A 14517-nucleotide genomic window follows, 5' to 3' on the forward strand; every position below is an offset into this window, starting at 1 on the left:
ACTGCAATTTACATTGCAGTATTGATATTTACTGGATTCAATTGATATCGGTTCATCAATACCAGTTGGGTGATACTTAAATAACCCATTAGAAATGGTTGTTGATCCATTACATAATTCACCAGTTTTTTATGAATTAAAGAAACAGTATTGGGTGTTTTATCAAAGGAATAGACTTGAGGTTGATAATTAAAATCATACCTGTCGGGGTGTAATAACATTTGTCCAAGTGGATCTAGTGCTTGTGAGGTTAGGCAAAAAATAATATTCGTTTCTGGATGTATCTTAAAGTAAGATTTGACTCTGGATTGTACTTGATTAGGATCAGTACCTACATCAAGTTCCTCAAAAAAGATTCCTTTATCTTGAAGAATGGTCTTAATTCCATAGGCACGCTTTTCGAGCCCTATATGGCCGGGTTGTGGGTTAAGAACTAGTGCTCTTTTAGCGCTTGGAGTTAATTCCAGAGCTTTTTCACCAAGTTTCTTGCCTGCGAGTAGGTTATCAGAACCTAAAAAGACCAGGTAAGGATTTTTTGTTTTGTCTTTTGGTCTGGTATCAACGGCAATAACAGGAATATTAAGTTTATTTGCCCTTTGCAGGCTTTTGCTAAAAGCTGTGTCTGAAGGAATGGTAGTAGCAATTCCAGAAGGATAGGTAGCCAGTGCGCTCTCTATGAATTGAACCTGTTTGGGTACATCATTGGCTCCTGGAGGAGCTAAAATTTGTAAATCGACTTTCAGTTCTTCAGCAGCTTTTTTTGCTCCCTGGAATAAAGATGTCCAATAAGGATCTTGTGAACCATGGGTTATCAAATAATATTTATCTCTCGCAAAGACAGAGGCGCTTATCAGTAGCGAGAAACACAAGAGAGTTGATGCCAATTTTTTCATAGTTTAACCCTTAATGAGCGTGTTAGTTAATTCCATTATTTCTATTGTTCCGCAACTAAGCTTGATCACTTTGTGTGCGGTATTTTGTATATGAGCTGGATTATGAGTTATAAAAACAATTGCAATTCCGGCTTGAGCTATATTTTTTATGATCTGAAGGACTTTATCTGCTTGCGCAGGTGAGAGGGCACTGGTTGGCTCGTCAAGAATAAGTAGCTTTGCATTAAAATATTTTGCGCGACAAACGACTAGCATTTGGCGTTCACCACCAGATAGTTTTTTGACCGGCAGATCAATATTTGGAAGGCATACAAGCCCAAAGCTTTGCAGGGACTGACTTGCTATATGTTGCATAAGCCTGATGTTTAAGAATTTGAAAGGACCTATTTTTTTATTTATTTCATTACCTAAAAAGAAATTACGCCATATAGATAATTCATCAATAAGCGCTAATTGTTGATGGACAATCTGTATACCCAGGCGTCTCATTTCAAATGGAGCATTATATTGGTTGCTATAACATAAGGGCTGCTCCTGCCAATAAATGTTTCCTTTATCTGCTTGAATATAACCTGAAATGATTTGTACCAGGGTTGATTTACCTGCTCCATTATCACCGATTAAAGCAGTAATTTCCCCGGGATATAAGCAAAAAGATACTTTATTGAGAATACGATGGGAGCCGTAACTTTTTTCAATATTTTCTAACCTGAGTAAAGGTTGAGTTTGATGGCTATTTATCATGAGTCAGATTTCCTCAGATAAACATTAATAGTCATCGCAAAGATTAAAATAAGTCCAATAAAAGATCGATACCAATAAGTTGAAACACCAATTTGTACTATGCCGGTATCTACAGTGCTTAATAATAAAGTAGCCAATAGCGTACTTATTATGGATCCTTGACCTCCTTTTAGTGAGGTACCACCGATTACGGTAGCTGCTATGGCATATAATTCATATTGTTCACCCGCAATGGGGGATAAACTATTAAGGTGGCTAAATTGAGTTACTCCGGAAAATGCGGCTATTATTCCACAACACACAAAACAAAAGAATTTAACTCGAATTGTATTTATGCCAGATAGATAAGCGGAATCACAATTGTTACCAGTGGCAACTATATGATTCCCCAGTTTTGTCCAATTAAGAAGATAGATTAGATAAAAACCAATAGCAAACCACCAAATAAAAGAAGACAATAAATTTTGTGATAATTCACCTGCTAATACTTGCATAACACCATTTGTGTCCTCAACAGATACAGGCAAACCTTGGGTGTACAAAAGGATAAGACTACGTAAAATTAACATGCTTCCCAAAGTTACAATAAATGAGGGGATTTTAAAAAAGACGGTGCATGCGGCATTAATTAATCCTATACAGGCTCCTATTGCCAAAGCAATTGTTAAAGCTAAAAAACTATTGATTCCTAATAACGTAAGTGAACCGAATAGCAAGCCAGATAAAGCAAAATTCGCTCCAACAGAGAGGTCAAACTCTCCTCCTATAAGCAGAAGAGTAACTCCAAGGACAATGATGCCAATATCAGAGGCGGATGCCAAAATACTTGCCCAAGTAGTAAGGGTTAAAAAGTCAGAAGAGAAAATAGTGAATAGACTAACAAGGCTAATAAATGGAACTAGAACACCAAATAAAAAATAATGGTGTATTTTATACATGAGACTATCCCTGGAAATTTATTGTGGAAAGTGTACACAAAATATTATCGATCTTTAAGCACAATTTTCAGAGAACATTGAAGGCAAGTTCAACCCGGGTACCATTGATTTTTACTCAGATTACTTTATAGTGGATTTCTCTTTAAACGCGTCATGCTTTGAATGGATTTCATTTTATGATTTCGAAAAAAATAACTCAAATTTCATTTTCCCTTGCTCTGGCTCTGATCGTTGGGGTGGCAGAAGCGAAGACTACTCGCCCTGCGGATGAACAACAACGTGCTCGCTCTATTTATAAACAATTTATCGAAATACAATCAGGATTTACTACCGGTTCAACAACGCCGTTGGTTGAGGTGGCAGTAAAGTACTTAAAGAAAGCTGGTTTTTCCAATGAGGACATTTTCGTTGGTGGAGCCAGTCCACAAAAAGCCAATCTGGTTGTACGTTATCGCGGTACTGGGGACAAGAAACCCTTGTTATTACTTGCGCATACGGACGTTGTTGAAGCCAAAGCTTCCGATTGGAGCATGGATCCTTTCCAACTGACTGAAAAAGAAGGGTATTTTTATGGCAGAGGCACTTTGGATGATAAAGCGCAAGCGGCTATTTGGATAGCCAACTTAATCCAATATAAGCAGGAAGGATTTAAACCCAAACGCGATATCATTGTTGCCTTGACGGCTGATGAAGAAGGAAGCAGCCCATACAACGGGATTAGTTGGCTGATTAAAAATCACAAGGATTTAATCGAGGCAGATTTCGCTCTTAATGAGGGTGGATGGGGTGATTTGGCCAATGGGAAAAAAATATCACAAAATATCCAGGTGAGTGAAAAATACATTGTCAATTACAACCTTGAGGTTCGTAATAAAGGGGGGCATAGTTCGCTGCCAACCAAAGATAATGCCATTTATCGTCTTGCAGGGGCTTTAGAGCGACTGTCAAAATTTAATTTTCCTTTAAAAACCAATGATGTAACTGCGGCCTATTTTAAACAAATGGCGGCTATTGAGACAGGGCCTCTGAAAACAGAAATGGTTGAAGCAAGCAAAGGCTCGAAGCAAGCTATGCAACGTTTAGCTGATAGTTCACCGCAATGGAATGCCATTTTACGAACAACCTGCACCCCTACCTTACTTGAAGGAGGGCATGCAATGAATGCATTACCACAATTAGCGGCTGTTACCATAAATTGTCGTGTGCTCCCAGAAGATTCACCTGAAATGGTTGAGCAATCTTTGAAGACAGCTATTAACGATCCAGAGGTTACACTAAAGCGCATTGGCAAATTGTCCAGAGGTCCGAGCTCTCCACTTAGTCCTGAAATATTAAAAACAATTACTCAGCTCACTCAAAGGTATTGGCCTGAAGTTCCTACCATTCCAATTATGGTTACTGGTGCAACGGATGGGCGCTATCTGCGATCAGTTGGAATTCCTACCTATGGGGTGATGGGGCTATTTTTAGATCGCGATGATTTCCGAGCCCATGGTCGTGATGAACGGATTAGTGTCGAATCCTTTTATGAAGCTCATGCATTCCTTTATGATTTGGTGAAACAACTGTCAAGCAATGTAACTTAAGAATGGTTTTTCCAGTCGGGGCTTTGCTAAAGGTAGGATATTGATTTGAGGCCCTTGGGTCAGTTTTGCGCAATTTCCCAATGTGAAAGCTTGTAAAAACAACGAATGTTTATTGAGATATGGAAAACAGGTATATTTTAAAGGGCTTAAAGGTCATTGATCTGAGTTCGGTTCTTGCAGGCCCCTCTGTAGGTACTTTTTTTGCTGAGTTGGGTGCATCAGTTGTTAAAATCGAACATCCCGTACATAAGGATGTGACAAGAACATGGAAACTCCCTGGAGAAGATCCTGACTCTGAGATTTCAGCTTATTTTGCTAGTGTTAATTTTGGAAAGGAATATTTGTTTTTAGATCTCATGAAGCAAGAGGATTATCTCTGTTTCCTTAATCTCATCGCAGAATCTGATATTTTAATCATGAATTTTAAGAAGGGAGATGATGTAAAGCTGCGTATACAAGATGATCATCTACACAGTATTAATTCGCGCCTTATCATTGGAAAAATCAATGGCTACGGTGACGAAAGCGATCGCGTTGCCTATGATCTTGTGCTTCAGGGTGAAAGCGGTTTTATGTCAATCAATGGGACACAGGAGAGCGGCCCGGTAAAAATGCCCGTCGCCTTAATCGATGTCCTTGCAGCCCATCATCTGAAAGAAGCCATCCTTCTGGCTCTCTATCAGCGGGAAAAAAGCGGGAAAGGCAGGGTTGTCTCTGTTTCCCTTTATGATGCTGCTGTTAGCAGTCTTATCAATCAGGCATCGAATTACTTGATGACTGGGCAGGTGCCGCAGCGCATCGGATCACTGCATCCCAATATTGCCCCCTATGGCGAATTGTTCCAAACATCTGATGGGGCGCTTATCATACTGGCAATAGGCTCAGATAGGCATTTTGTAAAACTATGCAATATCCTTGGGCTAAAAGATTTACCAGGAAAAGACGAATTCAGGCACAATCAAAACAGGGTGAGGAATCGGGAGCAACTCGCTGTACTAATTGCTGAACAAACAGAGAAACTCCAGAGCAGTGAGCTTCTCGAAATGTTGCACAGGGAAAATATTCCTGCAGGCAAAATTATGGATCTCAAGGACGTTTTCGATAATGAGCGTGCAAAATCCCTCATTCGCAAGGAAGTTATTGATGATGTTCCCACAGCGCGCGTTACATCCGTTGTTTTTAAACAGACTTTATAACTAAAGGGGAGCCATTGAATTATGCAGATGAATAATATTAGTCCTCATGCATAAGCTGTCTCTTCATTGCTGCGCTGCAAACGTCTCTGCAGCGCACATTAGAAAGCATACGCGCTAAACGGTTTTTGCTGATTTCATTAGTTACAAACAATGTTTATTAGGATTTCTCTTCATACAAAGATTGGCAAAGTAATACCGTAAATCGGATACGAAGATATCCCCTTCATTTTCCATTACGAAAATTCTTTCAGGTTGCAATTCAAGGTAATTGGATGCCATAAGGATGGAGTAATAAACTGATCCGGCATAGGAGAAAATCCATTTGTCGAAAAAGGGTAGAATCATATCAGGATCGTTAGAATAAAATCGTTGATAAATATCGCTAATTAATTCCTTTCTCACGTCAAAATTGCTTTTAAAATAAAAATTGTTCCTATCCTGACGATAAAGCGTGAATGGTGTTTTATCGGGGTTACTTTTTAAACCGGCATTAAGATTCATCGATACAATGATGCCTTTGGCATTTTCAATTTGTAATGTTGTCGTATTGAATAAATTGTATCCATTATATTCTTTCAGATAGGATTTTAAATAATCAACAGCGTTATCTGTCAATGGATCGAAATAACTTTGAATAGAGAAGTTTATCGCGTGCTGTTCCGGATCATTGACATCATAGCCACAGCTGACGTAAGTGTTGTAAGTAAACAGATTAGGGGAGATTTTTTTTGAAAAAACTTGATCTATTTCATTTTCTACATCATCACAGCTCAGTTCCAATCCTGTAAGATTACCGCTGACTCGAACAATTTGAGTTGGAAAATCAATAGTTCTTTGAGCCATTTGACTAAGATTAGGCATTTCCTGTTCATTGCTATAGTGCCTGACTACGGTATTTTTATTCTGCGGCAATGGCGAAAAAATAAGGCCATCTGTGTTGTTATCAGAATTGGCAAAAGCAAGAATGGGAGATAAAAGCAAAGCGCCTAATAAATAACCTGGTTTCATAACAAACTCCTTTTTAAATTAATTCAGAACTCCATTCAAATGATTATCCGATTAGAATACTGTTTAATAATTGTTCTAATCGGATGGGACAGACAGTATATCTTATCTGGTTTGAAGATTAGATCCTATAACCAGCATAAATAAAACAGATGCGATGAGCGCATGTGAGCGACAGGGAATAGCAAATTTTTTTACTTTAAAAAGCCATAGATAACTATTGAGAAGTATATGGTTTTGAATGGATGGGCAATACCAAGAAGCAAATGAATGTAATAGTTTATAAAAGAACACAATGGCTTGGGTCAAAATTAATTTAATATTCATTTAATAATTTACTGTTAGAATTTCGAGCCATGTGAAAACCTGAGGAAAAAATATGATATCCCAAAAAGAAGCACTTGCTTTACTCAACAAGTATGAAAAACACTTAAATGAGCTGCAAAATATTATTACAACAAGTTATCAAAATCTTTTACGTTGTGATGCGCAAATTATACCCAATGCTCTGGCCGCTCTAAAAGCTATAGCAAACAACACTCAATTTGTACCAGTTGTAGCTACTTCAGGCATGAGCAGTATAAAAGCATTGAATTCTGATCCACAAATAGCTCTTAAAGAATTGTTAGTTAATGATTTTTTTAAAGATCATTTCCAAAAAATGTGTATTCACTATGCCAAGGATAAACCGGAATTATTAACAAATTTACAAAATTTTCACGCATGCGTAAGCCAAGAAAAAATTATTATTTATAAAGCAAAAAATGGAGAACTTGCACTAAAGTTTCCTACCCAAGAATGGAGAGACCGATTTATTCAAAAAATGGGGGGCATATCTCATTTTGCATCTTCTGATAAATTCAATGCCAATAAAGAATGTCCGCAAACTTATCCTGAAAATCCTACTACGCTGTATCTCAGTACCTATACTGCAAAAAATGGGGAGTTAGCCGTAGTTTTTCCTAATAAGGAAATACGTCAAAACTTTTTAACTTTATTTAGACACGCCTCTTCAGCAACATGGTCAATTTATGAAGGGCAGGATGCGGTATATTTTAATGATAAAAATTTGCATACCCCCGGATATAACTTTGGTATTAATGCACCTGCGTGTGTTTCACAATCATCTAATGCTGCCCATGCGGATGTTCGTTATGCTGCAAGGATTTTGGGCCAAGCCCTTAGAAATCCAAATAACACTTGCTTCTTCAACAGGCTTCCAGAAGAATTAATTAATAAAATCATAAGCTTAAGTACGGACAATGAAGTGCTTGCGGCAGAAGATGCAATAAGTTTGGTTCAACCTAACTTAGGTAAGCCTCAGTTAAAATAATCAGCTATTTTTAAAAATGGTGCCGGGGCTTGAATTTTATGTGCAAAGACAGGGAATCTTTGCAATAGAAAATTCAAACCCAGGCTCTTGATTTCCTTTAACCAGCGCTGCAGAAAATCAAAATTTCAAGCCGGCATCAAACTGTATAATCAATCCTTTCCCATGGTTGTTTTAGCAGGTTATTTAATTAAGCAGATAATGCGGTTAAGAATTTTTTTTAAAAGTAACAATTAAATTTGAGTCTTTCATTTTTGTGACCATGGACTTCGGATCATAGCTCTGGGGCAATGGAAATGATTGCATGTAATTGCTTTGGGAGAAACTGACACTTTTGTTATTATCTTGTTCACGGGTGATTTTCTGAGTGACGTTAGCGCTAAGAACTAACTGCCCATTTTTAACGGTAATATCCACTTTACTATCAGAACCTTGCGGTAGTTTTATCTTATAAATAATCTCATCTTTATTCTCTGTAATTTGAATATTTTTTGCACTGCCAAAGGGATTGTGATGAGGATCGTTTGCAAGGGTATTTTGCATTTGTGAAAATTGACTTTTGATAAATTGATCCATAGCTTGTTGCATTTTGTGTATTTGCAGCAGAACATCATCATGTGATTGAAAAAAAGGATCAGTATCAAATGGATCCTGGGTTAATTGTTCGTTACTATTTTGTATTTGATCATTTTGTTTCGCCTGAACGTTTATGGAGTTAGCATATATTGTAGCGGCAAGAGTGATGATGATTAAATTGGGAAGTAGTTTATTTTTCATTAAAAATCTCCTCACAAGATTTGTTTATAAAAAATTCTATCTCTATTTGATATGGATGTTTTTACTTCAATCCACTCATTAGCCCTCTTGCATAACCTGCCCTCTTTCATTTTATTGCTGAATGCAAACTCCGCTCCTCAAAACGTTAGTGCCTTGGCCTGAAACCAATTAATCAGCTTAGGCAAGAGGTCTATTTTAAAGCGGTTATCTCTTATTGGTGAACATGAAAGTCGCATGCAAAATATTGGGTTAAACCAGATTTTTTCAAGTACAAAGTGGCGAATATTTGAAATGGAATAAAGCCGTATAACACGTAATTCAAGAGAGGGCATAGGCCAAGCTGGAAAACCATAGAGGTTTGGCTAAATTAGCCGGGCTTTGTTAAACCAGTATAAGTCAGAGCCTTATCCGGTGATTTGGGATTTAGGGTAACAAACGATGATTGAGTCCCAGTTTGTCACCTTAAATCTGAAAGAATGAGGATTAACTGTTAATGTTGGCATTTGCCGCTTTGATGTCGAAGCGATCGGCTGTCATTACCTTAACCCAGGCATTAATAAAATCTTGTATAAATTTTTCTTTTGCGTCATCGGTTGCATAGGCTTCTGCAACTGCTCTTAACTCAGAATTCGCGCCGAAGATGAGATCAACCGAGGTCGCTTTCCATTTCAGCTTTCCAGTTTTGCGCTCATAACCTTCATAAATCCCCTCTGTCTCACTTGATTTCTTCCACTCTGTTGACATGCTTAGCAGATTGATGAAAAAGTCATTATTTAGAGTTCCAGGTTTGTCAGTGAATACACCATATTGATTTTGTCCAGTATTCGCGTTAAGTACACGCATCCCACCAACTAAAACCGTCATTTCCGGAACACTTAATTTCAACAGACTCGCTTTTTCCACCAACATTTCTGGTGGCGACATATTGTTGCTTTTATCAAAGTAATTTCTAAACCCGTCTGCTTTAGGTTCAAGAACCTCAAAAGACTTCACATCAGTCATTCCTTGTGTGGCATCTGTGCGTCCTGGCGTGAAGGGAACAATGATGTCGTAGCCAGCTTGCTTGGCCGCTTGTTCGATTGCGGCATTACCACCTAAAACTATCAAATCCGCAAGAGATATCTTTTTCCCATCGGCTTGAGCATTATTGAAGTTATTCTGAATGCTCTCCAATGTTTTTAATACTTTTGCCAGCTCCTGAGGATCATTAGCCGGCCAGTCTTTTTGGGGAGCCAGGCGAATTCGAGCACCATTTGCCCCTCCACGCATATCAGTGCCACGGAAGGTGGATGCCGAGGCCCAAGCAGTTTTGACCAGCTCGGATGTGGTCAATCCCGAGTTGAGAATTTTACCCTTGAGGTTAGCAATATCATTGGCATCAACTAATTTGTAATCAACTGGCGGAACTGGATCTTGCCAAATCATGGCTTCTTTAGGCACTAAAGAGCCGAGGTAACGTGAACGTGGCCCCATGTCTCGGTGAATCAGCTTAAACCAGGCACGAGCAAATGCGTCATCGAACTCTTTAGGATTATCAAGAAAACGCTTGGCAATTTTACTGTAAACAGGATCAAATTTTAGTGCCAAGTCTGTGGTCAGCATGACCGGCGCATGCCTTTTACTGGGGTCAAATGCATCGGGAACCATTGACGAGGCATTCGAATTCTCAGGTACCCACTGGATTGCTCCACCGGGGCTCTTGGTTTTAACCCAATTGAAATTGAACAGGTTTTGTAAGTAGTTATGGCTCCAGTGGGTAGGTGTTACGGTCCAGGCACCTTCTAAACCACTGGTAATCGTGTCTTTCCCTTTGCCGCTGCCGTAACTGTTTTTCCAACCAAAGCCTTGTTCTTCTATGCCTGCTGCTTCTGGCGCTGGCCCCAGATATTTGCCGGACGCGGCTCCATGTGTTTTTCCGAATGCGTGCCCGCCCGCAATTAAAGCAACTGTTTCTTCGTCATTCATGGCCATACGCCCGAAAGTCTCGCGAATTTTTTCGGCCGCAGCAAGAGGATCTGGAACGCCGTTTGGTCCTTCCGGATTCACATAGATTAAGCCCATTACGGTCGCAGCAAGCGGTTTTTCAAGTTTTCCATCTTTATCCTGGCGCTTACTTTCCAGCCATTTGCCTTCAGGGCCCCAATTGATATTGATGGCCTCCCATGCGTCTTCACGCCCTCCAGCAAATCCAATGGTCTTGAAGCCCATAGATTCCATCGCAACATTTCCAGCAAGTACCAACAAATCAGCCCATGAAATCTTGCGCCCATATTTCTGCTTAATTGGCCACAGTAAACGTCTGGCTTTGTCCAGATTGGCATTATCCGGCCAGCTGTTTTGCGGGGCGAAACGCTGGAAGCCACCGTTTGCTCCACCACGGCCATCATAGATGCGGTAAGTTCCTGCCGCATGCCATGACATGCGTATGAATAATGGACCATAGTTACCATAATCAGCAGGCCACCAGTCTTGCGAGGTAGTCATTAATTTTTTGAGATCTTCTATCACGGCATTCAAATCTAAGCTATTGAATTCTTCGGCATAGTTGAATTTTTCACCCATGGGATTCGAAGTGGCATTGGGTTGCCGCAGCGGGCTAAGATCGAGCATTTTAGGCCACCAGTATTGATTGGTTTTCGGCTTGTCTTCTTGCGCATGGGCATAATTTGGGAAAATGGAAGGCGAGATGGCCAGAGTGAATGCTGCAAACAGAGGTATTGTTCGTTTGAACATAGAAATGACTCCCTTTTCTATACAGAAAAGGCAAAGTATACTCCATGTTACTTTTAAGCAGCAACAATACTTTAAGCAGTTAATTTAATTAAGGTAATCTAAAAATATATTTTAATTTCAGAATATTAGGTTTACATTTTTTTTGATAGCTTGCTTATCTGCTCTGCTACCTCCGGTTCATTAATGCCACGGATAATTACCTGATCCTTTGTCTTGATTTTGGCTACTTCAAAGTGAATGTTACCTAAGGTTTTGCTTAAACTTCTCAAGAAATCCGAAGATTTTATTTGATGTGTTTTTTCAACTGTTTCAAGAGAAATTAGTGCGTCCACATGATGCTGCCCATCGGTGCGCAAGTGCGCTGTCACTTCCGGACCGACTAAGGATTTCAAAATGGAAGCAGTCGATGTTTCAAGAGCTTTTGGATCATAATTATAGCAATTGGCGCTTACCTTATTCCAAAAATCGGTATCCAATTCTTTATCTGAGCTTTTAAAAATATTAACTCCCAGTGGGAAATAAGTAGAGAGTCCTTTTTTTGTGTAGGATTCGACCAATTCTTTGTAGGCCTGTGTTTCATTATCCGGGTTATGGACATGGTACCAGAGGTATTGATTGGCATTTTCATCTTGCTCTTTAATCATTTGCTGGAATATGCAATGGCCAAATCCCAGGACAACGACTACTCCTCCATCATTTTCTTTCACATGCTTTAAGGTATTATCGGTAATTGTTTGTTCTCTTCTTATGGAATTGAGACTCTTCTCTTTAAGCTGTTCTGAAACCGGCAAGTCAATTCCTCCAAGTTTGAATCCTTGCTCCTTCATTGCTTCAAAAAGGTCTAATTTAGCAACAACGCTTCTCAATTTTTCAACACCCTGCGCATATTCAGGATGTTCAAGGGGTAGCTCAGATAATTTCTTGACTTGTATCTGGATGAGTATTTTCATCATAGATATATTTTCCTCCAGGGATGCGCATGGTTCCATTCCATCAACACAAATGGTTGTATATCCGGCTTTCTTCAAATCTGGAAGTTGTTTGATAAGAAAATCGCTCGTTGACCTATCCGCATGGCTCTCAAATAACACAACTGGAGGAAGGGCGTATTTGGTTTTAGGCATATCATTCTCCATTTGAGGTATATCTTTAAAGTATAGTTGATTAAATTTAATCGCTCATTTAATGAGCAACATGTTGGAGTGTGGCTATCTAAGGAATAATTTTTCAGATTATTTTACTTGCCAGTATGTGTTGTAGTTATCGGTTAAGTTTATCTTATTCATTATTGTTATGCTGGAACTCAACCGATTAATTCTTTTGGAAAGATGGAAATATTAACTTATGGTTAAACCTATCCTGTTTTCTTCAGACTCATCTTGTTCTCTAACTGCTTTTTCCGATTTTTCTTTCACTGTATCTTGAAATTTTTGTTTGAAGCTCTGTGTGCTTGTGGTTGGTGCTTCAGATGTATTCTCTGTTTTTGCTCTTTGCTGTTCCACAAGTGCTTGATTCGTATTAAGAAGAATCAATTCCGTTTGAACTTGTTGACTGAAATGACGAAACGATGTGGGTGTAGCAATGGTCGTTTGAGATGCTTTTTCTACATTAAACCCATCGGTTTTCATGATATTTTTTAGCTCGTCACTGATACCAGCTTTCACCACTTGCGTTGCTGATGTGGAACAATTAAATTTATAGAAGCTATAGGCGGTTGTGCTTTGTGCCAAACTAGCCATTTTGTCAAGAATTCCTGCTGCATCAAGAGCAAAAGTTGGAGCATTGTGGTCAAGTGTTGTGGGTATTCTAATCACGGATGAAGGAGGCTCTCCAACACTGAGATAACGCTCTTCAAAGTCTATTTGGCATAACTTGATTTGCTCCGCCACTCTTTTTAGTTCTTTGCTAATCTCATAACCACGAGCGATTTCGGCATCAGTTAAACAGAGTTCTTTATTAGGTTGTCTCTGTTCAAGGCCAGATCTGGCCAATTCTTGTTCATAAATTTTGCGTTTATCAATTAATTGCTGTAATTCAGTTTGTAAAGCTGCTTCCTCTGCTTTTAATTGCTGATAGGCTGGGTCATTTTCAATTGTGGTAGTTTCTTTAATACTTTGATGGGAAATCTCTTTTACTTTGGTAATTGTTTTATCACTAATTAATAGTCCCGTAACATTGGTTTTATTAGCGGTTGGAATATTTTCTCCATATAAATGCTCCTGTATTTCCGGTTTAATTTTGGGAGCTGGTTCATGGCGCCATTCTGATTCCAAATCTTCTCTGTGACTGTTAATGTGATGGCCATTGGTATGGCCTGGCCACCAGCTAAAATACACAAAGTAAACAACTTGTTCTTTCGGTTTATAACTTCCATTTTCTTGCTTTTCTGGAACAATTTCAGTACGTTTACTGATTGAAAGGCCAGGTACATCCTGATATTTTTTCGCTAACTCATCCCCTTTCGCATCAGCGGGAAAAGTTAATTCAACGGCAGCATGACCAACATTGCCACCTAATAGCATGGACTTAACTGGTTTGGTAAATCCCAACCCTTTGGAACCATTTTTCCAGGTATAGATTTCAAGACTCATAATAAAATCTCCAAGCAACAATATGATTTTATTATGCTCTAACTGATTAAAATTTAAATTAAAAGAGACTTATGTGTGCAGGGAATTTCAGCATAAACCATTCCTGACAGGAATGACGGTGAATCTTTAAAGATTCATCAAGACTTATGAAAAACGTCAATGGGAGCGAAAACCTGATCTGATAAGAGGGAATATTTCTCAGTATAAACAAAATGGATTAACTATTCTTGCCAATGCTAATCTGTAATCCGGCAAATGATTTTTATTTATAAACAAGGAGGTCTTTATTTAGAAAGTTTTAATAATTTTTTCAATAAGCTTCTATTTTCAAGATTTTAAACTAATATGGAAAGATAAAAGGGATATTTAGTGAGCGATTATGACAATGATGATTACAACAGGAAACTCGTTTGAAGGGAAAGTGATTAAACAATATTTGGGTATTGTGAGAGGTATAGTAGTGCGCTCTCCTACCATCAGCCAGGGATTGATGGGAGGCTTGAAATCGATCGTCGGAGGAAAAATTGGTGCGTACTCGGAAATGTGTGAGCATGCCAGAGAAGAAGCATTTCAGCTCATGATAGAACATGCCCAGGCACTCAATGCCAATGGCATTATTGCCATGCGTTACGATACGGGTGAAATTGGGCAGGCTGGCACAGAGGTTTTATGTTATGGAACGGCAGTGATTATCTGATGCGTTATTTTTCAAGTGCAAGTCATA

At 38.9% G+C, this 14517-nt stretch carries 12 protein-coding genes; 4 read left to right on the forward strand and 8 right to left on the reverse strand.

The features are described 5' to 3' along the window. Window positions 1-8 precede the first annotated feature (8 nt). From LPG_RS00940 to LPG_RS00950, 3 genes are read right to left on the reverse strand one after another with little or no spacing between them, the layout of a single operon-like run. Window positions 9-893 carry a sugar ABC transporter substrate-binding protein gene (locus tag LPG_RS00940; RefSeq protein ID WP_010945945.1) on the reverse strand — a complete coding sequence of 295 codons (885 nt, stop codon included), beginning with the start codon at window positions 891-893 and terminating at the stop codon, window positions 9-11. Window positions 894-896: 3 nt separating this feature from the next. Next, complete coding sequence (locus LPG_RS00945) at window positions 897-1637, reverse strand: ATP-binding cassette domain-containing protein (RefSeq protein WP_010945946.1); 741 nt, start codon at window positions 1635-1637, stop codon at window positions 897-899. Then, window positions 1634-2575, reverse strand: a complete 942-nt coding sequence (locus LPG_RS00950) for an ABC transporter permease (RefSeq protein ID WP_010945947.1) — start codon at window positions 2573-2575, stop codon at window positions 1634-1636. The genes LPG_RS00945 and LPG_RS00950 overlap by 4 nt, the downstream gene beginning before the upstream one ends. 176 nt (window positions 2576-2751) lie before the next feature. Here LPG_RS00950 and LPG_RS00955 point away from each other — a divergent pair, with 176 nt between their 5' ends. Together LPG_RS00955 and LPG_RS00960 are read left to right on the forward strand one after the other, a co-directional pair. Further along, window positions 2752-4161 (forward strand): M20/M25/M40 family metallo-hydrolase, encoded by a 1410-nt coding sequence (locus tag LPG_RS00955; RefSeq protein ID WP_015444920.1) that lies wholly within the window; start codon window positions 2752-2754, stop codon window positions 4159-4161. Window positions 4162-4295: 134 nt separating this feature from the next. Continuing rightward, complete coding sequence (locus LPG_RS00960; protein WP_025862451.1) at window positions 4296-5357, forward strand: CaiB/BaiF CoA transferase family protein; 1062 nt, start codon at window positions 4296-4298, stop codon at window positions 5355-5357. 141 nt (window positions 5358-5498) lie between these two features. On the opposite strand, the gene LPG_RS00965 is transcribed toward LPG_RS00960, so the two are convergent. Continuing rightward, a complete protein-coding gene (locus LPG_RS00965; RefSeq protein WP_010945950.1) occupies window positions 5499-6365 on the reverse strand; it encodes an Lpg0189 family type II secretion system effector in 867 nt (288 codons plus the stop codon). 376 nt (window positions 6366-6741) lie between these two features. Here LPG_RS00965 and ceg5 point away from each other — a divergent pair, with 376 nt between their 5' ends. Beyond that, entirely contained in the window at window positions 6742-7695 is a 954-nt protein-coding gene (gene ceg5, locus LPG_RS00970; RefSeq protein WP_010945952.1) for a Dot/Icm T4SS effector Ceg5, read from the forward strand. Window positions 7696-7899: 204 nt separating this feature from the next. Here the strand turns inward: ceg5 and LPG_RS00975 are convergent, their stop codons facing one another. The 4 genes from LPG_RS00975 to ravF form a co-directional block, all read right to left on the reverse strand. Continuing rightward, on the reverse strand, window positions 7900-8469 hold the full coding sequence (locus LPG_RS00975; RefSeq protein WP_015444919.1) for an Hsp20/alpha crystallin family protein: 570 nt from the start codon (window positions 8467-8469) through the stop codon (window positions 7900-7902). Between the two features lie 483 nt (window positions 8470-8952). Next, window positions 8953-11202 carry a catalase/peroxidase HPI gene (gene katG / locus LPG_RS00980; RefSeq protein WP_010945955.1) on the reverse strand — a complete coding sequence of 750 codons (2250 nt, stop codon included), beginning with the start codon at window positions 11200-11202 and terminating at the stop codon, window positions 8953-8955. Window positions 11203-11333: 131 nt separating this feature from the next. Next, window positions 11334-12338: a Dot/Icm T4SS effector RavE gene (gene ravE, locus LPG_RS00985; RefSeq protein ID WP_010945956.1), complete on the reverse strand. Its 1005-nt coding sequence runs from the start codon at window positions 12336-12338 to the stop codon at window positions 11334-11336. 201 nt (window positions 12339-12539) lie between these two features. Next, complete coding sequence (gene ravF, locus LPG_RS00990) at window positions 12540-13814, reverse strand: Dot/Icm T4SS effector RavF (RefSeq protein WP_010945957.1); 1275 nt, start codon at window positions 13812-13814, stop codon at window positions 12540-12542. A gap of 358 nt (window positions 13815-14172) precedes the next feature. Between ravF and LPG_RS00995 the strand changes: the two genes are divergently transcribed. Further along, window positions 14173-14490 (forward strand): YbjQ family protein, encoded by a 318-nt coding sequence (locus tag LPG_RS00995; RefSeq protein WP_010945958.1) that lies wholly within the window; start codon window positions 14173-14175, stop codon window positions 14488-14490. Window positions 14491-14517 lie beyond the last annotated feature (27 nt).

The organism is Legionella pneumophila subsp. pneumophila str. Philadelphia 1, from assembly GCF_000008485.1.
Lineage (GTDB): Bacteria > Pseudomonadota > Gammaproteobacteria > Legionellales > Legionellaceae > Legionella > Legionella pneumophila.